Source organism: Citrobacter sp. Cu231, assembly GCF_030332265.1.
Taxonomy (GTDB): Bacteria; Pseudomonadota; Gammaproteobacteria; order Enterobacterales; family Enterobacteriaceae; genus Citrobacter; species Citrobacter meridianamericanus.
Window position 1 is genome coordinate 322,690 of sequence record NZ_JAOWIE010000034.1, and the last position, 19,984, is coordinate 342,673.

Annotated in this window: 14 protein-coding genes and 1 pseudogene; 11 read left to right on the top strand and 4 right to left on the bottom strand. The window is 53.4% G+C overall.

The genetic code is table 11. The features are described from left to right. Positions 1-297: 297 nt before the first annotated feature. Both OGY15_RS12430 and yhhY read right to left on the bottom strand, forming a co-directional pair. Complete coding sequence (locus tag OGY15_RS12430; RefSeq protein ID WP_187259962.1) at positions 298-1,182, bottom strand: hypothetical protein; 885 nt, start codon at positions 1,180-1,182, stop codon at positions 298-300. 47 nt (positions 1,183-1,229) lie between these two features. Next, positions 1,230-1,718 carry an N-acetyltransferase gene (gene yhhY, locus OGY15_RS12435; RefSeq protein WP_151216880.1) on the bottom strand — a complete coding sequence of 163 codons (489 nt, stop codon included), beginning with the start codon at positions 1,716-1,718 and terminating at the stop codon, positions 1,230-1,232. 456 nt (positions 1,719-2,174) lie between these two features. Between yhhY and OGY15_RS12440 the strand changes: the two genes are divergently transcribed. From OGY15_RS12440 to gntU, 5 genes are all read left to right on the top strand, one after another. Then, entirely contained in the window at positions 2,175-3,212 is a 1,038-nt protein-coding gene (locus tag OGY15_RS12440; RefSeq protein WP_286539401.1) for an oxidoreductase, read from the top strand. A gap of 123 nt (positions 3,213-3,335) precedes the next feature. Further along, the gene (gene yhhW, locus OGY15_RS12445; RefSeq protein WP_003023472.1) at positions 3,336-4,031 is read left to right on the top strand and encodes a quercetin 2,3-dioxygenase; all 696 of its coding nucleotides are present in this window, start codon (positions 3,336-3,338) and stop codon (positions 4,029-4,031) included. A gap of 129 nt (positions 4,032-4,160) precedes the next feature. Next, the gene (gene gntR / locus OGY15_RS12450) at positions 4,161-5,156 is read left to right on the top strand and encodes a gluconate operon transcriptional repressor GntR (RefSeq protein WP_106107687.1); all 996 of its coding nucleotides are present in this window, start codon (positions 4,161-4,163) and stop codon (positions 5,154-5,156) included. A 141-nt stretch (positions 5,157-5,297) separates the two neighbouring features. Then, complete coding sequence (gntK, locus tag OGY15_RS12455) at positions 5,298-5,828, top strand: gluconokinase (protein ID WP_003023475.1); 531 nt, start codon at positions 5,298-5,300, stop codon at positions 5,826-5,828. After that, positions 5,828-7,168 (top strand): gluconate transporter, encoded by a 1,341-nt coding sequence (gene gntU, locus OGY15_RS12460; protein ID WP_003023477.1) that lies wholly within the window; start codon positions 5,828-5,830, stop codon positions 7,166-7,168. The genes gntK and gntU overlap by 1 nt, the downstream gene beginning before the upstream one ends. A gap of 94 nt (positions 7,169-7,262) precedes the next feature. Here the strand turns inward: gntU and OGY15_RS12465 are convergent. Together OGY15_RS12465 and yhgN are read right to left on the bottom strand one after the other, a co-directional pair. Continuing rightward, positions 7,263-7,587, bottom strand: a pseudogene (locus tag OGY15_RS12465) (hypothetical protein). Between the two features lie 859 nt (positions 7,588-8,446). Next, entirely contained in the window at positions 8,447-9,040 is a 594-nt protein-coding gene (yhgN, locus tag OGY15_RS12470; RefSeq protein WP_151224134.1) for an NAAT family transporter YhgN, read from the bottom strand. Positions 9,041-9,231: 191 nt separating this feature from the next. On the opposite strand from yhgN, the gene asd reads away from it, so the two are divergent. The 6 genes from asd to glgP all read left to right on the top strand — a co-directional run bounded on the left by asd (position 9,232) and on the right by glgP (position 19,980). Further along, entirely contained in the window at positions 9,232-10,338 is a 1,107-nt protein-coding gene (gene asd, locus OGY15_RS12475; protein ID WP_286539406.1) for an aspartate-semialdehyde dehydrogenase, read from the top strand. 273 nt (positions 10,339-10,611) lie between these two features. Beyond that, complete coding sequence (gene glgB, locus OGY15_RS12480) at positions 10,612-12,795, top strand: 1,4-alpha-glucan branching enzyme (protein ID WP_187259963.1); 2,184 nt, start codon at positions 10,612-10,614, stop codon at positions 12,793-12,795. After that, on the top strand, positions 12,795-14,771 hold the full coding sequence (gene glgX, locus OGY15_RS12485; protein WP_278238697.1) for a glycogen debranching protein GlgX: 1,977 nt from the start codon (positions 12,795-12,797) through the stop codon (positions 14,769-14,771). Before glgB ends, glgX begins: the two co-directional genes overlap by 1 nt. Positions 14,772-14,784: 13 nt before the next feature. Further along, positions 14,785-16,080 (top strand): glucose-1-phosphate adenylyltransferase, encoded by a 1,296-nt coding sequence (gene glgC / locus OGY15_RS12490; protein ID WP_151216875.1) that lies wholly within the window; start codon positions 14,785-14,787, stop codon positions 16,078-16,080. Further along, positions 16,080-17,513 carry a glycogen synthase GlgA gene (gene glgA, locus OGY15_RS12495; RefSeq protein ID WP_151216874.1) on the top strand — a complete coding sequence of 478 codons (1,434 nt, stop codon included), beginning with the start codon at positions 16,080-16,082 and terminating at the stop codon, positions 17,511-17,513. The genes glgC and glgA overlap by 1 nt, the downstream gene beginning before the upstream one ends. 19 nt (positions 17,514-17,532) lie before the next feature. Beyond that, a complete protein-coding gene (gene glgP, locus OGY15_RS12500; protein WP_151216873.1) occupies positions 17,533-19,980 on the top strand; it encodes a glycogen phosphorylase in 2,448 nt (815 codons plus the stop codon). Positions 19,981-19,984 lie beyond the last annotated feature (4 nt).

Sequence of the window (19,984 nt, forward strand, 5' to 3'; positions counted from 1 at the left end):
TTAATCCCAGGTGAAGTATATTGTTGTGATTGTCACCATAAAGTGATGGCAGAAACCAAAAAAAAACAAAAATGAAATATTAATTTTATTAAAGTCACGAAAAATATCGATGAAGATAATAAGTAGAATAGTCCTATGATTCAGATGGTTGTTAGCCTCAAGGTAACGCTGGGGGATGAGCCGTAATCAACAACTTTATGTCAGGATTGGATGGCAATTCCGCTTCTGGATTTAACGGCGGGGAAATAAAGGATAATGACCTACAACGCTCTGAAAGTTGTAGGCCTTATTAGTTCGTTAAGGAACATACTGTTGCAGTGATTCGGACCAGCGAAATATGTGACTGCTTTTATCCTGCAGGTTAACGACCTCCAAATCATAAAATCCCTGCGTCTTTGCTGACCGCAATTTCAGGATGTACTTACTCTCGCTGATGTCGTGCTGTCGCGTTCCGTCCTGGTTCCAGTCTCCGGCGATGTCCTGATATTGATAAACAAGGTCGGAAAACACGTTGATTATCTTGTTGTCTTTGATCGTGTACAACTCCAGCACTTCATAAAATGCGCCGCCGCCTGAATACGCCTCAGAGTAGCCACCGCGCACCCCGAACGCCAGAGTATCGGGAGCGATCCGGTACGGTGCCAGATCCAATTTTGTATAATAAGCCAGCGGTCTGACGGACTCATCATCGCTCTCTTTATCGGCGGCTTTATTCCACGCCGAGATCTGGTTTAACGGTTTTTCTGAGCGGGCAATAGGCACTAGCTGTTGGTTCTGCCAGGAAAAAACGCCGAGATATAATTTATTGGCGCGTCCGTTGCTGTAGTTTTCCGGACAGGTGTTATCCGCGTACTTTTTTGCCTGCCCGGCATCGGCCTGATTGTCTGCGAAACAGGCGACGCCAATGTATTTTCCGTCTTTGCCCCAGGCTTTGGCGCCGGTGAGGATCAGATTATTAGGATTTTCGTTTGGCGCAACCCAGCCAATCCACTGGTTCTCTGATAATCCCTGCGGAAGTTCACCAAATCCTTTCGCAGGTGTTGCCCCTGCCATTTGCTCAGCAAAAATCTGTTTACCTTCAGGATGTTGAATAGCGCCGGGGACAGCATCGAGATTTTGTACGGTCGTGGCGAAAGCTGGAGAGAGCGAGGCCAGTAAAACCAGGGGAACAAACTTTTTCACTATTGCGTCCTTTCAATAAGCAGGGCGAGATGACTCGCCCTTCAACATTATTTCACACGCGCCATAAAATACGCATCCACGTACTCGCCGTTGCGCAGTCCGTATTTCTTACCTGTCCCTTCGATCTCAAAGCCATGCTTTTTATAGACCGCAATTGCAGGTTCGTTATCAACAAACACCGTTAACTCGATACGGTCGACGCGCAGCCAGTTGTCGCACATGTCGATCATCGTACGGAGAAGCGCGCTGGCAACGCCGCGATTCTGCCAGCGGGCATCAACGCAGATACCAAAATCGGCGACATGGCTGCGGCGGGGGCGCTGAGCAACGTCGATGCAGAGATGTCCGACGACGATATCATCAATGCACGCGACCAGTTGTTTGATTCCGACCCGTTCGGTTAGTCGCTCTTGCCACATCTCCATGGAAGGATGAGGAACCTGTAGCGTGTTGTGATACACCTCCGGCTGGGCATGGATCTGACGAATTGCGTCGTAATCTTTAGGTTCAGCGTGGCGAATCACTATCTCACTCATTCCTTATCTCCTTCAGGGTTAATTGAGTCTTTACCCTCGCTGAGAAAGAAAATTCCGTCAACTGCATTTTTTTGCAAAAAGAAGTAGACAAGTGCGAATGAGAATGATTATTATTGCTCTGCATTCAGGGGAACCCCTATGGAGAACCTGAAAGCACGACATTGCTCACATTGCTTCCAGTATTACTTTAGCCAGCTTTTGCTGGCTTTTTTTTGGGGTTTTGTGTCTGCCTGGCTTACTTGCCATTTTGCCCCCGGGAAGTGCTCGTGCTCCTCACGTACATTTAGTACGCTCCGGGCCCTGCGCGCTTGCCGTGAACAAACTGCCTGCGACGCCGACGGCCGATCCTGTCGCACCTGTGGTGCAGTTCAAACGCCATCCGGCAAAGAATCCAACATTCAGTCTCCAGCCGCTTTGCGCTATGGTGTAGACAATCATCTTCAAAAGGACTGTCTCATGACCTTACACTGCGCATTTATTGGTTTTGGTAAAAGTACCACTCGCTACCATTTGCCTTACGTCCTCAACCGTAAAGGTAGCTGGCATGTCGCGCACATTTTCCGCCGTAACGCCAGGCCGGAAGAGCAGGCGCCGCAGTATTCGCATATTCACTTCACCAGCGACCTCGACGAGATCTTAAACGATCCGCAGGTGAGGTTAGTGATCGTCTGTACCCATGCTGACAGCCATTTTGACTACGCCAAACGTGCGCTGGAGGCGGGTAAAAACGTGCTGGTTGAGAAGCCGTTCACGCCGACGCTGGCAGAAGCAAAAGTGCTGTTCGAACTGGCGCAAAGCAAAGGGCTGACCGTTACGCCGTATCAGAATCGTCGTTTTGACTCCTGCTTCCTAACCGCTAAAAAGGCGATTGAGAGCGGTAAACTCGGCGAAATTGTTGAGGTTGAAAGCCATTTTGATTACTACCGTCCCGAGGCGGAAACTAAGCCGGGACTGCCGCAGGACGGCGCATTTTATGGCCTGGGCGTACACACTATGGACCAGATTATCTCGCTGTTCGGTCGCCCTGAACACGTGGCCTATGACATTCGCAGCCTGCGTAATAAAGCGAACCCGGACGACACCTTTGAAGCGCAACTGTTCTACGGTGACCTGAAAGCCATTGTTAAAACCAGCCATCTGGTGAAAATCGACTATCCGAAGTTTATCATTCACGGCACCAAAGGCTCGTTTGTGAAGTACGGCATCGACCAGCAGGAAACCAGCCTGAAGGCCAATATCATGCCGGGTGATCCAGGTTTCGCTGCTGACGATTCCATCGGGGTACTGGAGTACGTTAACGATGACGGCCTGACGATAAAAGAAGAGATGAAACCGGAAGTAGGGGACTATGGTCGCGTCTATGATGCACTATACCAGACGCTGACCGCCGGTACGCCTAATTACGTCAAGGAATCTGAAGTTCTTACCAACCTGGAACTTCTCGAACGCGCCTTTGAACAGGCATCTCCGGCGACGATAACCCTCGCCAAATAGCTTGCACAGACTCCTCTGGGCTTGTTCATATTTTTTGAACAGAGGAGTCAATTTTCACCCTCTATGATCCCAGGCAGATTGAGTCCACACTTACTCCATCGAAAACATCTGGGGGTGAACACAATGATCTATTTACGCAAAGCTAATGACCGTGGTCATGCGAATCATGGCTGGCTCGATTCCTGGCATACCTTCTCTTTTGCCAACTATTATGACCCGAATTTTATGGGGTTCTCGGCACTGCGCGTGATTAACGATGACGTGATTGACGCAGGCCAGGGCTTTGGCACTCACCCCCATAAAGATATGGAAATCCTGACCTACGTGCTGGAAGGCGCGGTAGAACATCAGGACAGCATGGGTAACAAAGAGCAGGTTCCTGCCGGTGAGTTCCAGATTATGAGCGCCGGGACGGGGATCCGTCACTCGGAGTACAACCCGAGCAATACTGAGAAGCTGCATCTGTATCAAATCTGGATCATGCCGCAAGAGAACGGTATTACGCCGCGCTATGAACAGCGTCGTTTCGATGCCGCTCAGGGTAAACAACTGGTGCTGTCGCCGGATGCTCGTGATGGCTCGCTGAAAGTGTACCAGGATATGGAGCTGTACCGTTGGGCGTTGGTCAAAGATGAGCAGTCGGTACATCAGATTGCCGCTGAACGTCGCGTCTGGATCCAGGTCGTTAAAGGCAACGTCACCATTAACGGAACTAAAGCGACTACCAGCGATGGCCTGGCAATCTGGGATGAACAGGCAATTTCTATTCATGCCGACAGCGACAGCGAAGTGTTACTGTTTGATCTGCCGCCAGTCTAACGTGCTGTAACCCTTTGTAGGCCGGATAAGACGCGAAAGCGTCGACATCCGGCTTTTCATCGTTTGTCATTAATTCCATGCGTCCGTGGTAAACTGGGGAAATCTATCCCTTTTTAACGCTTCAGGACGATGAAAAAGAAAAGACCCGTACTTCAGGATGTAGCCGACCGCGTGGGCGTGACCAAAATGACGGTCAGCCGCTTTTTGCGTAATCCGGAGCAGGTCTCCGTGGCGCTGCGGGGCAAAATTGCCGCTGCACTTGATGAGCTGGGTTATATTCCCAATCGCGCTCCTGATATCCTTTCCAACGCCACCAGCCGCGCTATCGGCGTTCTGTTGCCCTCTCTCACCAACCAGGTTTTTGCTGAAGTATTACGCGGCATTGAGGCCGTTACCGACGCCCATGGGTATCAGACCATGCTGGCGCACTACGGTTATAAACCCGAAATGGAGCAGGAGCGTCTGGAGTCGATGCTGTCGTGGAATATCGACGGTCTGATCCTCACCGAGCGTAGCCACACGCCTCGTACCCTGAAAATGATTGAGGTCGCCGGTATCCCGGTGGTTGAGCTGATGGACAGCCAGTCTCCGTGTCTGGATATTGCCGTCGGCTTTGACAACTTCGAAGCTGCGCGCCAAATGACTGCGGCGATCATTGCCCGCGGGCATCGTCATGTTGCCTATCTTGGCGCACGTCTTGATGAACGTACTATCATCAAACAGAGAGGCTACGAGCAGGCCATGCATGATGCCGGTCTGGTGCCATATAGCGTGATGGTGGAACAATCTTCCTCCTATTCGTCCGGTATTGAACTCATCCGTCAGGCGCGACGTGAATACCCGCAGCTTGATGGCGTCTTCTGTACCAACGATGACCTGGCGGTAGGGGCGGCCTTTGAATGCCAGCGTTTAGGGCTGAGAATTCCTGACGATATGGCGATTGCCGGTTTCCACGGTCACGACATCGGACAGGTGATGGAGCCGCGTCTGGCGAGCGTGCTCACGCCGCGTGAACGCATGGGCAGCATTGGCGCTGAACGTCTGCTGGCGCGCATCCGTGGTGAAGCAGTCACACCTAAAATGTTAGATTTAGGTTTCACCTTGTCACCGGGCGGATCTATTTAAGCCAACAAGTTTGAAGTAGCTCACACTTATACACTTCGAGCACGAATGGATATTGCTTCTCTATTTATCCGGCTGGACAATGTTACCGATAACAGTTACCCGTAACAATTTCCAGATTCTTGTACCAGTGGGGGCAACGCTTTGAGCACGACTAATCATGATCACCACGTTTACGTTCTGATGGGCGTATCGGGCAGCGGTAAATCTGCTGTAGCCAGTGAAGTGGCGCATCAACTGCAGGCCGCGTTTCTTGATGGCGATTTTCTCCATCCGCGCAGCAACATCATGAAAATGGCTTCTGGTGAGCCACTCAACGATGACGACCGTAAACCGTGGTTACAGGCGCTGAATGACGCCGCCTTTGCGATGCAGCGTACCAACAAGGTTTCGCTGATCGTCTGTTCCGCCCTGAAAAAAGTCTATCGCGACCAGCTGCGCGACGGTAACCCGAACCTCTCTTTCATCTATCTGAAAGGGGATTTTGACGTTATCGAAAGCCGCCTGAAAGCACGTAAAGGCCACTTCTTCAAAACGCAGATGCTGGTAACTCAGTTTGAAGCGCTGGAAGAACCGGGTGCGAATGAAAACGATGTACTGGTGGTCGATATCGATCAGCCACTGGACGGTGTGGTCGCCAGCACCATTGAGGTTATTAACCAGGGCAGTAAGTAGTGAGTACATTAACGCTTGTTTTAACAGCAGTAGGGTCCGTTTTATTACTGCTGTTTTTAGTGATGAAGGCGCGTATGCACGCCTTCCTTGCTTTGATGGTGGTGTCTATTGGTGCAGGTCTCTTTTCCGGTATGCCGCTCGATAAAATCGCGGCAACCATGGAAAAGGGGATGGGCGGCACGCTTGGCTTCCTGGCGATCGTGGTGGCACTGGGGGCGATGTTCGGCAAGATTTTGCATGAGACCGGCGCAGTCGATCAAATTGCCGTCAAAATGCTGAAATCCTTCGGTCACAGTCGCGCACATTACGCGATTGGCCTGGCCGGGCTTATCTGTGCATTGCCGCTGTTCTTTGAGGTGGCAATTGTGCTGCTGATTAGCGTAGCGTTCTCGATGGCGCGTCACACCGGTACCAACCTGGTTAAATTAGTCATTCCGCTGTTTGCAGGCGTAGCGGCAGCTGCGGCGTTTTTACTGCCAGGGCCAGCGCCGATGTTGCTGGCTTCGCAGATGCACGCTGACTTTGGCTGGATGATCCTGATTGGCCTGTGTGCCGCGATTCCGGGCATGATTATCGCCGGGCCGTTGTGGGGGAATTTCATCAGCCGTTACGTTGAGCTGAACATTCCTGATGACATTACCGAGCCGCATCTGGGCGAAGGTAAAATGCCGTCCTTCGGCTTTAGCTTGTCGCTGATCCTGCTGCCGCTGGTATTGGTTGGTTTGAAAACCATCGCCGCGCGTTTTGTGCCGGTTGGTTCTTCAACTTATGAATGGTTTGAGTTTATCGGTCACCCGTTTACTGCGATTCTGGTAGCGTGTCTGGTGGCGATTTACGGTCTGGCGATTCGCCAGGGTATGCCAAAAGACAAAGTGATGGAGATCTGCGGCCACGCGCTGCAACCGGCGGGGATTATCCTGCTGGTGATTGGTGCAGGTGGCGTGTTTAAACAGGTGTTGGTTGATTCTGGCGTCGGTCCAGCGCTGGGCGAAGCATTAACCGGAATGGGTCTGCCGATTGCCATTACCTGCTTCGTGCTGGCGGCAGCGGTGCGTATCATTCAGGGTTCCGCGACCGTGGCCTGCTTAACGGCGGTCGGTCTGGTGATGCCGGTGATTGAACAGCTAAACTTCTCCGGTGCGCAGATGGCAGCACTGTCTATTTGTATCGCAGGCGGCTCGATCGTGGTCAGCCACGTTAACGACGCCGGTTTCTGGTTGTTCGGTAAATTTACCGGCGCAACGGAAGCACAAACGCTGAAGACCTGGACGATGATGGAAACCATCCTCGGCACGGTCGGCGCAATTGTCGGTATGATTGCTTTCCAGCTGTTGAGCTGAGTCTTGTTGCCCGGTGGTGCTTGCGCTTACCGGGCCTGGAAACGAGCACACATCCGCATCGTAGGCCGGGTAAGCGCAAGCGCCACCCGGCTTTTTACAGCACCATCATACCATCCTCGGTTTTCAACCAGCGCGGCGCTTTCAGCGTGTCGGCGAAATAGCCCACCAAATCCTGCAGCAAATCACCCGCTACTCGCTCCATATCATCAGAAAGCGTTTTGCTCATCAGTAAATGCGTCAAAAGCTGGCAGTAACGCCCCATCTGGTCTGTTTCAGGCTCGAAAAGGGGAAAACGGGTCATGACATTCAACCAGCCCTTCAACAACACGCTCGCAGTTATCCGCCAGTTCGGTGAAGTCCGTGGCATGGCTAAAGGGCAGGGTAAATAAAGAGTGTGAAAAGAGAGGGGGCGTCGCCATAGGGCAGTCTCTGAAGGCGTTCAGAAGGCTAATTCTGGCACCTGATTTTGCAGGTGCAGCGAGAAGATAATGCTTATCCGCGATGCTGGCAAGAGGGTATTCCGGAAGGCGCTTCGCAGAAATGAAAATACGTTTTCTCAGCGGTTTAAAAGCATAAGGAATACATGGTATTACAGTGCAATGCCGTTCAGTTGAGCATGTAGGGTGAACATGTGATTATTGCTCAGGGTTCCGTTCACCTCAGTGGTGTCATTTCTCTGAAGCGCTGATGCCCGTGAACGTGCAAGGGAGGCTCACCGCCGCCTCCCTTGCAACCCAGGCTCCCGGCGGGAAAATCGTCGCTGCGCGAGTTATTCGTCTTATTCCGTCTGCCTGTCGGGTCGGGGCCGAGCCTGCATCCATGCAGGCCGTCCCCTCTGCCCGCATCCTTGCGGGCAGACCCGGTCAGCCGTCAACACCTCATCGATTTTCAGCCGGACCAGGGTGTCGCTTCAGCGCTCTGGCTTTCAGCTATATCCGTTTTGCTGTTCAGAGGTATTCAAGTAAACGCTCAGGTGGTCAGGTGTGGGCTGGTCCGGCTGAAAATTGCCGACGCGTTTCCGTAAGGCCGGGAGAACCCGCAGGGATGCGGGTTCAGGGCGCGTTTTGCATGGACGCTGCCTCGCGCCCGGCCCGGTAGACTGGAGGAATAAGTGGAGGGAACCACGAAGTGGCAATTTTCCTGCCGGGAGCCGGGATTGTTAAGGGGGCTGCGTAGCCCCCTTAACACGTTCACTGGTGACGAGATCTCAGAGAAGCAATGAACATAACGTGAACGGAATCGTTCTCTGAAATGCCATGTTCTCCAGCTTCAAAACGGTTACCCCTTCATCCACATCCGTACGCCATCGAGGAACATCTGGGTTGCCATCATCACCAGAATCAGCCCCATCAGGCGCTCCAGCGCGTTCACCCCTTTCTCCCCGAGCAGACGCAGAAACAGCGACGACTGCAACAGAATCACAAACGTACCGCCCCATGCGATCAGCAGGGCGATTACCAGATGCCCCATCTGATTAGGATACTGATGCGACAACAGCATTAATGAAGCCAGGATTGTTGGACCCGCTACCAGCGGGATCGCCAGCGGAACGATAAACGGCTCTTCACCCGCCGGAAGTCCGGCGCTATTCCCGGTGGCGCTGGGGAAAATCATCTTAATGGCAATCAGGAACAAAATGATGCCCCCGGAAATCGACACGGTTTCCGCGCGCAGATTCAGAAATGCCAGAATTTTCTCGCCCGCAAACAGGAATATCAGCATCACCAACAGCGCAATGAACAGCTCGCGAATCATAATCGCGCGGCGGCGTTTTGGTTCGGTATGTTTCAATACGGACATGAAAATGGGCAGGTTTCCAAGCGGATCCATAATCAGAATCAATAAAACTGCTGCAGAAATGATTTCACTCATAAGTCAAATTCCCTGATAATTACCGCGGACTTTCTGCTTGCTTGCGCAGCGGGATAAGTCGCATTACTGATGGCTTCGCTATCATTGATTAATTTCACTTGCGACTTTGGCTGCATTTTGTATGGTGAAGGATATGCCACCAGGACACTGGCATACATACACAGCACACATCTCTGCAGGAAAAAAACGCTATGAAAAATGTTGGTTTTATCGGCTGGCGCGGTATGGTCGGCTCTGTTCTCATGCAACGCATGGTTGAGGAGCGTGACTTCGACGCCATTCGCCCTGTTTTCTTTTCTACTTCCCAGCTCGGGCAGGCGGCACCGACGTTCGGTGGAACCGCGACCGGCACGCTTCAGGACGCTTATGATCTGGACGCGCTGAAGGCGCTCGATATCATCGTGACCTGTCAGGGCGGCGATTATACCAACGAAATCTATCCAAAGCTTCGTGAAAGCGGTTGGCAGGGTTACTGGATTGACGCGGCCTCTTCGCTTCGCATGAAAGACGATGCCATCATTATCCTCGATCCGGTTAACCAGGATGTCATCACTGATGGCCTGAATAAAGGGATTAAAACTTTTGTCGGCGGTAACTGCACCGTTAGCCTGATGCTAATGTCCCTCGGTGGCCTGTTTGCCAACGACCTGGTCGACTGGGTATCTGTAGCGACCTATCAGGCTGCTTCTGGCGGCGGCGCACGCCATATGCGCGAGCTGTTGTCTCAGATGGGCCATTTGTATGGTCATGTGGCCGATGAACTGGCGACGCCGTCCTCTGCTATTCTCGATATCGAACGTAAAGTGACGACGCTGTCCCGCAGCGGTGAACTGCCGGTTGAGAACTTCGGCGTACCGCTGGCCGGTAGCCTGATTCCGTGGATCGATAAACAGCTCGATAACGGTCAGAGCCGAGAAGAATGGAAGGGACAGGCGGAGACCAACAAAATTCTTAACACGTCTTCCGTGATCCCGGTTGATGGTCTGTGCGTGCGCGTCGGCGCGCTGCGCTGCCACAGCCAGGCGTTCACCATCAAACTGAAAAAAGATGTGTCTATTCCGACCGTGGAAGAACTGCTGGCGGCGCACAACCCGTGGGCGAAAGTAGTACCAAACGATCGTGAAATCACCATGCGTGAGTTAACCCCAGCGGCCGTTACCGGCACGTTGACCACGCCAGTAGGTCGTCTGCGTAAACTGAATATGGGACCGGAGTTCCTGTCAGCCTTTACCGTAGGTGACCAGCTGCTTTGGGGAGCTGCGGAGCCATTGCGCCGCATGTTACGTCAACTGGCGTAATGGTTTGTTAATGATCAAAGGGTGCTAAGTCACCCTTTTTTTGCGTAATACAGGAGTAAGCGCAGATGTTTCATTTTTTACCAGGAGTAAGATAAAGCATTGGCTATTCTTTAAGGGTGACTTAGTACCGGAGGTATTAAGTTGTTGCCTGAAGGTGGGACGACGCAGAGAGGATGCACAATTGTGCTGCGCCGTTCAGGTCAAAAAAAAGTGTCGCTACCTGATGTCGAAGATCAGTTGGAAGGGGTGACACCATAAAACAGGATGACAACCATGTCCGTTCGTATCGATAGAGACGTGATTAATGCGCTAATTGCAGGCCATTTTGCGGATCCTTTTTCCGTACTCGGTATGCACCAAACTGACGCTGGACTTGAAGTCCGCGCCCTATTACCTGACGCCACCGAAGTGTGGGTGATCGAACCCAAAACCGGACGCAAAGTCGGCAAGCTGGACTGCCTCGACTCTCGCGGTTTTTTCTGTGCTGTACTTCCCCGCCGTAAAAATTTCTTTCGCTATCAGTTGGCCGTTGTCTGGCATGGACAGCAGAATCTGATTGATGACCCTTATCGTTTTGGCCCGCTAATCCAGGATATGGATGCCTGGTTGCTATCTGAAGGTACGCACCTGCGACCTTACGAAACGCTGGGCGCGCATGCGGATACCATGGATGGCGTAACCGGTACGCGCTTCTCCGTATGGGCGCCTAACGCGCAACGTGTGTCAGTAGTAGGGCAGTTCAACTACTGGGATGGACGTCGCCACCCGATGCGCCTGCGCAAAGAAAGTGGTATCTGGGAGCTGTTTATCCCCGGTGCGCATAATGGTCAGCTGTATAAATACGAGATGATCGATGCGAACGGTAAGCTGCGCATTAAAGCGGATCCTTACGCCTTCGAAGCGCAAATGCGCCCGGAAACCGCGTCGCTTATCTGCGGTCTGCCGGAAAAAGTGGTGCAAACCGAAGAGCGCAAAAAAGCCAACCAGTTTGATGCGCCAATCTCCATCTATGAAGTGCACCTGGGCTCGTGGCGTCGTCATACCGACAATAACTTCTGGCTGAGTTATCGCGAACTGGCGGATCAACTGATCCCCTACGTGAAGTGGATGGGCTTTACCCATCTTGAGCTGCTGCCAATTAATGAACACCCGTTTGACGGTAGCTGGGGCTACCAGCCAACCGGTATGTATGCGCCGACCCGCCGTTTCGGCACGCGTGATGATTTCCGCTATTTTGTGAATGCCGCGCATCAGGCGGGGCTGAACGTCATTCTCGACTGGGTGCCGGGCCATTTCCCGTCGGACGACTTTGGTCTGGCAGAGTTTGATGGCACCAGGCTGTATGAGCACAGCGACCCACGCGAAGGATATCACCAGGATTGGAACACCCTGATCTACAACTATGGTCGCCGTGAAGTCAGCAACTACCTGGTCGGCAACGCTCTGTACTGGATTGAACGCTTTGGTATTGATGCGCTGCGCGTGGATGCCGTGGCTTCGATGATTTATCGCGACTACAGCCGTAAAGAAGGGGAATGGGTTCCGAACGAATTTGGCGGTCGTGAAAACCTCGAGGCTATTGAGTTTTTACGCAATACCAACCGTATTCTTGGCGAACAGGTGCCAGGTGCGGTGAGTATGGCGGAAGAGTCCACCGACTTTGCCGGCGTCTCAAGACCGCAGGACATGGGCGGCTTAGGGTTCTGGTATAAGTGGAACCTGGGCTGGATGCACGACACGCTGGATTACATGAAACTGGATCCGGTTCATCGTCAGTACCATCACGACAAGCTAACCTTCGGCATGCTGTACAACTACACCGAGAACTTTGTCCTGCCGTTGTCGCACGATGAAGTGGTGCACGGCAAGAAATCGATCCTCGATCGCATGCCGGGCGATGCGTGGCAGAAATTTGCCAACCTGCGTGCCTACTATGGCTGGATGTGGGCCTTCCCCGGCAAGAAATTGCTGTTTATGGGCAATGAGTTTGCTCAGGGACGCGAATGGAACCATGACGTCAGCCTCGACTGGCACCTGCTGGAAGGCGGCGACAACTGGCACCACGGCGTACAGCGTCTGGTGCGCGATCTGAACCTCACCTATCGTCATCACAAAGCGCTGCATGAGCTCGACTTTGATGGCTATGGCTTCGAATGGCTGGTGGTGGATGATAAAGAACGTTCGGTGCTGGCTTTCGTACGTCGTGACAAGGTGGGTAATGAAATCATCGTTATCAGCAACTTTACGCCAGTGCCGCGCCACGGCTATCGCTTCGGTATTAACCAGCCGGGCAAATGGCGTGAAATTCTCAATACCGACTCGATGCACTACCACGGCAGCAATACTGGAAATGGCGGCACGGTGCACAGCGATGAGATCGCCAGTCATGGTCGGCAGCACTCACTGAGCCTTACGTTGCCGCCGCTGGCAACGGTCTGGCTGGTTCGGGAGGGGTAATGACGCAACTGGCAACCGGCAACGCCACTCCCCATGGCGCAACGTATGACGGCCATGGCGTCAATTTTACTCTCTTCTCAGCCCACGCTGAACGCGTTGAATTATGCGTATTTGACGAGGACGGTTGCGAACTCCGCTACGACCTGCCGGGGCGTAGCGGCGATGTCTGGCACGGCTATCTGGCCAACGCCCGTCCCGGTCTGCGCTATGGCTATCGTGTACATGGTCCGTGGCAACCACAGCAGGGCCACCGGTTTAATCCGGCGAAACTGCTGCTCGACCCTTGCGCGCGTCGGGTAGAGGGCGAGTTAAAAGATAACCCGCTGCTACACGGCGGGCTAAATGAACCGGATCACCATGATAACGCAGCCATCGCACTGAAGGGCGTGGTGGTGTCCGACCATTATGACTGGGAGGATGATGCCCCACCGCGCACCCCGTGGGGCAATACCGTGATTTACGAAGCCCACGTCAAAGGGCTGACGTATTTGCATCCTGACTTGCCGGAAGAGATTCGCGGGACTTACAAAGCTTTGGGTCATCCGGTGATGCTCGCCTATTTCAAGCGCCTAGGCATTACCGCGCTGGAGCTGTTACCGGTGGCGCATTTCGCCAGCGAGCCGCGGCTTCAACGGCTGGGCCTGTCGAACTACTGGGGATACAACCCGGTGGCAATGTTCGCGTTACATCCGGCCTATGCCTGTTCGCCGGAGAGCGCACTCGATGAGTTTCGCGATGCGGTAAAAGCGCTGCACAAAGCGGGAATTGAGGTCATTCTCGACATCGTTTTGAACCACAGTGCCGAGCTGGATCTCGACGGCCCCGTCTTCTCGCTGCGCGGAATTGATAACCGTAGCTATTATTGGATCAGGGATGATGGCGATTACTACAACTGGACCGGTTGTGGGAACACCCTCAATCTGAGCCATCCTGGCGTTGTGGAATACGCATGTGAATGCCTGCGCTACTGGGTTGAAAGCTGCCATGTGGATGGCTTTCGCTTTGATTTGGCTTCCGTCATGGGGCGTACGCCTGCGTTTCGTCAGGATGCGCCGCTGTTTACCGCGATCCAAAACTGTCCGCTGCTCTCACGCGTTAAGCTGATTGCGGAACCGTGGGATATTGGTGAAGGCGGGTATCAGGTGGGGAATTTTCCCCCGCCGTTTGCCGAGTGGAATGACCATTTCCGCGATGCGACGCGACGCTTTTGGCTCCAGCGTAATCTCTCGTTGGGCGAGTTTGCCGGGCGTTTTGCCGCATCCAGCGATGTGTTTAAACGCCAGGGCCGCAAACCCAGTGCCACGGTGAATCTGGTGACCGCGCACGACGGTTTTACGCTACGCGACTGTGTTTGCTTCACAAATAAGCACAATGAAGCGAATGGTGAGGAAAATCGCGACGGTACTAGCAATAACTACAGCGACAATCATGGTAAAGAAGGATTAGGCGGCACGCTGGACCTGATTGAGCGGCGGCGTGACAGCATTCATGCGCTGTTAACCACGCTGTTGCTTTCCCAGGGGACGCCGATGTTGCTGGCGGGCGATGAGCATGGTCATAGCCAGCACGGCAACAATAACGCTTACTGTCAGGATAACGCCTTAACGTGGCTGGACTGGCAGCAGGCAAACAGTGGGTTAACCACATTTACTGCCGCGCTGATTCATCTGCGCCGGCAAATACCCGCATTAACGGGGGATTGCTGGTGGGAAGAGGGCGATGGCAATGTTCGTTGGCTGAATAAGTACGCACAACCCTTAAGTGCGGATGAGTGGCAAAACGGCCCGAGGCAGATGCAAATCCAGCTTTCAGACCGTTTCCTGATTGCAATAAACGCCACGCTTGAGGTGACAGATATCGTTTTACCTGAAGGGGAATGGCACGCTATTCCCCCATTTGCCGGAGAGGATAATCCGGTGCTTACGGCTGTCTGGCAGGGACCTGCGCACGGACTGTGTGTGTTCCAGAGAAGATAAAAAGGAGTTAGTCATGGTGAGTTTAGAGAAGAACGATCGTGTAATGTTGGCGCGCCAGCTGCCATTAAAATCTGTTGCCCTGATCCTGGCCGGTGGCCGCGGAACCCGTCTGAAAGATTTAACCAACAAACGTGCCAAGCCTGCCGTGCACTTTGGCGGTAAGTTCCGCATTATCGATTTTGCTTTATCCAACTGCATTAACTCCGGGATCCGCCGTATCGGCGTGATCACTCAGTACCAGTCCCACACGCTGGTGCAGCATATTCAGCGCGGCTGGTCGTTCTTCAGCGAAGAGATGAACGAGTTCGTCGATCTGCTGCCTGCCCAGCAGAGAATGCAGGGTGAAAATTGGTATCGCGGCACGGCGGACGCAGTGACCCAAAACCTGGACATCATTCGACGCTATAAAGCGGAATACGTGGTGATCCTCGCGGGCGATCATATTTATAAGCAGGACTACTCACGCATGCTGATCGACCACGTCGAGAAAGGCGCGCGCTGCACCGTGGCCTGTATGCCTGTGCCGATCGAAGAAGCCAGCGCGTTTGGCGTGATGGATGTGGACGACACCGATAAAATTATCGAGTTTGTTGAAAAACCAGCCAACCCGCCGGCGATGCCTGGCGATCCGACCAAATCGCTTGCCAGTATGGGGATCTACGTCTTCAACGCCGATTATCTGTATGAACTGCTGGCGGAAGATGATCTCGATGAAAAATCCAGTCACGATTTTGGCAAAGACATCATCCCAAAAATCACCGAAGCTGGCATGGCGTACGCACATCCATTCCCATTGTCCTGCGTGCAGTCTGACCCGGAATCCGAGCCGTACTGGCGCGATGTGGGAACACTGGAAGCCTACTGGAAAGCGAACCTTGATCTGGCTTCAGTGACGCCTGAACTGGATATGTACGACCAGGACTGGCCAATCCGTACGCATATGGAATCGCTGCCACCAGCGAAATTTGTTCAGGACCGTTCGGGTAGCCACGGAATGACGTTGAACTCGCTGGTTTCCGGCGGCTGTATTATTTCGGGTTCTGTGGTGGTGCAGTCCGTTCTGTTCCCGCGCGTGCGGGTGAATTCATTCTGTAACATTGATTCGGCAGTGTTGTTACCTGAAGTGTGGGTGGGACGTTCATGCCGCTTACGTCGCTGCATCATCGACCGCGCCTGCGTTATTCCTGAAGGCATGGTAATTGGTGAAAACGCGGAAGAAGATGCACGTCGCTTCTACCGTTCAGAGGAAGGTATTGTGCTGGTCACGCGTGAAATGCTGCGCAAACTGCAGATCAAACAGGAGCGATAATGCAGGTTTTACACGTATGTTCAGAGATGTTCCCCCTGTTAAAAACTGGGGGACTGGCGGATGTTCTTGGGGCGCTACCCGCAGCGCAAATAGCGGACGGTGTAGATGCCCGCGTACTGCTCCCGGCATTTCCTGATATCCGTCGCGGCATTCCCGATGCGCAGGTCGTGACGCGCCGGGATACCTTCGCTGGGCGGGTCACGCTTTTATTCGGTCACTACAACGGTGTCGGTATTTACCTGATTGACGCGCCGCATCTTTATGACCGTCCCGGTAGCCCGTATCACGACACTAACCTGTTTGCGTATACCGATAACGTGCTGCGTTTTGCGCTGTTGGGGTGGGTTGGCTGTGAAATGGCCTGCGGCTTTGACCCATTCTGGCGCCCGGATGTGGTGCACGCGCACGACTGGCATGCCGGCCTGGCTCCGGCGTATCTGGCGGCGCGCGGCCATCCGGCGAAATCGGTGTTTACCGTACACAACCTTGCGTATCAAGGCATGTTTTATGCAAAGCATATGGATGACATCCAATTGCCATGGTCGTTCTTTAACGTGCACGGACTGGAGTTTAACGGGCAGATTTCGTTCCTGAAAGCCGGGTTGTACTACGCCGACCACATTACGGCGGTCAGTCCGACCTACGCGCGGGAAATTACCGAACCGCAGTTCGCCTACGGCATGGAAGGTTTGTTGCAGCAGCGCCATCGCGAAGGGCGTCTTTCCGGCGTTCTGAACGGCGTAGATGAAAAAATCTGGAGCCCGGAAACCGATCTGCTGTTGGCGTCGCGCTATACGCGTGACACGCTGGAAGAGAAGGCGGAGAACAAACGTCAGCTACAGATCGCGATGGGACTTAAGGTTAACGACAAAGTGCCGCTGTTTGCCGTAGTCAGCCGCCTGACCAGCCAGAAAGGGTTGGATCTGGTGCTGGAAGCGCTGCCGGGGTTGTTAGAGCAGGGGGGACAACTGGCGTTACTTGGCGCGGGCGATCCGGTGTTGCAGGAAGGTTTCCTCGCCGCAGCGGCGGAACATCCGGGGCAGGTGGGCGTACAGATTGGTTATCACGAAGCCTTCTCGCATCGCATCATGGGTGGGGCCGACGTCATTTTGGTTCCCAGCCGTTTTGAGCCGTGTGGCTTAACGCAATTGTATGGACTGAAGTACGGCACGCTGCCGCTGGTGCGGCGCACCGGCGGGCTGGCTGATACGGTCTCTGACAGTTCGCTGGAAAACCTGGCGGACGGTATCGCCAGTGGGTTTGTATTTGAAGATAGTAATGCCTGGTCGCTGTTACGCGCGATCCGGCGTGCTTTCGTATTGTGGTCCCGGCCTTCGCTGTGGCGGTTTGTACAACGTCAGGCCATGACCATGGATTTTAGCTGGCAAGTCGCGGCGAAGTCATACCGTGAGCTTTACTATCGCTTGAAATAGATATCCAGGAATCACCTATATGAATGCTCCATTTACTTATGCATCGCCCACACTCAGCGTAGAGGCACTTAAGCATTCTATTGCCTACAAGCTGATGTTCACGATTGGTAAAGACCCGGTCATTGCCAATAAACATGAGTGGCTGAACGCCACGTTGTTCGCGGTGCGCGATCGTCTCGTGGAGCGCTGGCTGCGTTCTAACCGTGCGCAATTATCCCAGGAAACTCGTCAGGTCTATTACCTGTCAATGGAGTTTCTGATTGGCCGCACGCTTTCCAATGCACTGTTATCATTGGGCATTTATGACGATGTTAAAAATGCGCTGGAAGGTATGGGGTTGGATCTTGAAGATCTGATCGATGAAGAAAACGATCCGGGTCTTGGCAACGGCGGTCTCGGGCGTCTGGCGGCCTGTTTCCTGGACTCGCTGGCAACGCTTGGGCTGCCGGGACGCGGCTACGGTATTCGTTATGATTACGGCATGTTCAAGCAGAACATTGTCGATGGCCGACAGAAAGAGTCGCCGGACTACTGGCTGGAATACGGCAACCCATGGGAGTTCAAACGCCACAATACGCGCTACAAAGTACGCTTTGGCGGGCGTATACAGCAGGAAGGCAAGAAAACGCGCTGGATAGAAACCGAAGAGATCCTCGCGGTTGCCTACGACCAGATTATCCCCGGTTACGACACCGACGCCACCAACACGCTGCGCCTGTGGAGTGCCCAGGCCAGTAGCGAGATCAACCTTGGGAAATTCAACCAGGGTGACTATTTTGCGGCGGTGGAAGATAAAAACCACTCCGAGAACGTCTCCCGTGTGCTTTACCCGGATGACTCTACCTATTCAGGACGCGAACTGCGCTTGCGCCAGGAGTATTTCCTGGTCTCCTCCACAGTGCAGGACATTCTGAATCGTCATTATCAACTGCACAAAACCTACGATAACCTGGCGGATAAAATAGCTATTCACCTCAACGACACCCATCCGGTGCTGTCGATCCCTGAGCTGATGCGCTTGCTAATCGATGAGCACAAATTCAGCTGGGACGACGCGTTTGAGGTCTGTTGCCAGGTCTTCTCGTATACCAACCACACCTTGATGAGCGAAGCGCTGGAGACATGGCCTGTTGATATGCTGGGCAAAATCCTGCCGCGTCATCTGCAAATCATCTTTGAGATCAATGACTACTTCCTGAAGACGCTTCAGGAACAGTATCCGAACGACACCGCTCTACTGGGGCGGACGTCGATCATCGATGAATCCAACGGCCGCCGGGTGCGTATGGCATGGCTGGCGGTAGTGGTAAGCCACAAGGTTAACGGTGTTTCCGAGCTGCACTCCAACCTGATGGTGCAGTCGCTGTTCGCTGACTTTGCGAAGATCTTCCCGACCCGATTCTGTAACGTTACCAACGGCGTGACGCCGCGTCGTTGGCTGGCACTGGCTAACCCGCCGCTCTCCGAGGTGCTGGATGAGAATATTGGCCGCACCTGGCGTACCGATCTCAGTCAGCTAAGCGAGCTTGAACAGCACTGTGATTTCCCGTTGGTGAACCAGGCGGTACGCCGAGCGAAGCTGGAGAACAAAAAGCGTCTGGCCACGCTTATTGCCCAGCAGCTTAACGTGGTGGTGAATCCGAAATCGCTGTTTGATGTGCAGATCAAACGTATTCATGAATACAAACGCCAGCTGATGAACGTGCTGCATGTGATCACCCGCTACAATCGCATGAAGGCCGATCCTGACGCTGAGTGGGTGCCGCGCGTGAATATCTTCGCCGGTAAAGCGGCTTCGGCCTATTACATGGCGAAGCACATCATTCATCTGATCAACGATGTCGCGAAAGTGATCAATAACGATCCGCAAATTGGCGACAAACTGAAAGTGGTGTTTATCCCGAACTACAGTGTCAGCCTGGCACAGGTGATAATTCCTGCTGCCGACCTGTCTGAGCAGATTTCACTAGCTGGGACCGAAGCCTCCGGGACCAGTAACATGAAATTTGCGCTGAACGGCGCGTTGACCATCGGTACGCTGGATGGTGCCAATGTCGAGATGCTGGAACATGTGGGCGCAGAAAATATCTTTATCTTTGGTAATACGGCGGAAGAGGTTGAAGCCTTACGTAGTCAGGGCTACAAGCCGCGTGAATATTACGAGAAAGACGAAGAGCTGCACCAGGTGCTGACGCAGATCGGCAGTGGCGTATTCAGCCCAGAGGAGCCGGGACGCTATCGCGACCTGGTGGACTCATTGATCAACTTTGGCGACCACTATCAGGTGCTGGCGGATTATCGCAGTTACGTTGATTGTCAGGATAAGGTTGATGAACTGTATCGTCACCCGGAAGAGTGGACTACCAGGTCGATGATTAATATCGCCAACATGGGCTACTTCTCATCTGACAGGACGATCAAAGAGTACGCCGAAAACATCTGGCATATTGATTCGGTGCGGTTGTAACTAT

Bases quoted from the DNA above. Each gene is read 5' to 3' on its own strand.
- yhhY (WP_151216880.1), bottom strand. From the start codon at position 1,718: ATGAGTGAGATAGTGATTCGCCACGCTGAACCTAAAGATTACGACGCA.
- OGY15_RS12440 (WP_286539401.1), top strand. From the start codon at position 2,175: ATGACCTTACACTGCGCATTTATTGGTTTTGGTAAAAGTACCACTCGC.
- yhhW (WP_003023472.1), top strand. From the start codon at position 3,336: ATGATCTATTTACGCAAAGCTAATGACCGTGGTCATGCGAATCATGGC.
- gntR (WP_106107687.1), top strand. From the start codon at position 4,161: ATGAAAAAGAAAAGACCCGTACTTCAGGATGTAGCCGACCGCGTGGGC.
- yhgN (WP_151224134.1), bottom strand. From the start codon at position 9,040: ATGAGTGAAATCATTTCTGCAGCAGTTTTATTGATTCTGATTATGGAT.
- asd (WP_286539406.1), top strand. From the start codon at position 9,232: ATGAAAAATGTTGGTTTTATCGGCTGGCGCGGTATGGTCGGCTCTGTT.
- glgB (WP_187259963.1), top strand. From the start codon at position 10,612: ATGTCCGTTCGTATCGATAGAGACGTGATTAATGCGCTAATTGCAGGC.
- glgX (WP_278238697.1), top strand. From the start codon at position 12,795: ATGACGCAACTGGCAACCGGCAACGCCACTCCCCATGGCGCAACGTAT.
- glgC (WP_151216875.1), top strand. From the start codon at position 14,785: ATGGTGAGTTTAGAGAAGAACGATCGTGTAATGTTGGCGCGCCAGCTG.
- glgA (WP_151216874.1), top strand. From the start codon at position 16,080: ATGCAGGTTTTACACGTATGTTCAGAGATGTTCCCCCTGTTAAAAACT.
- glgP (WP_151216873.1), top strand. From the start codon at position 17,533: ATGAATGCTCCATTTACTTATGCATCGCCCACACTCAGCGTAGAGGCA.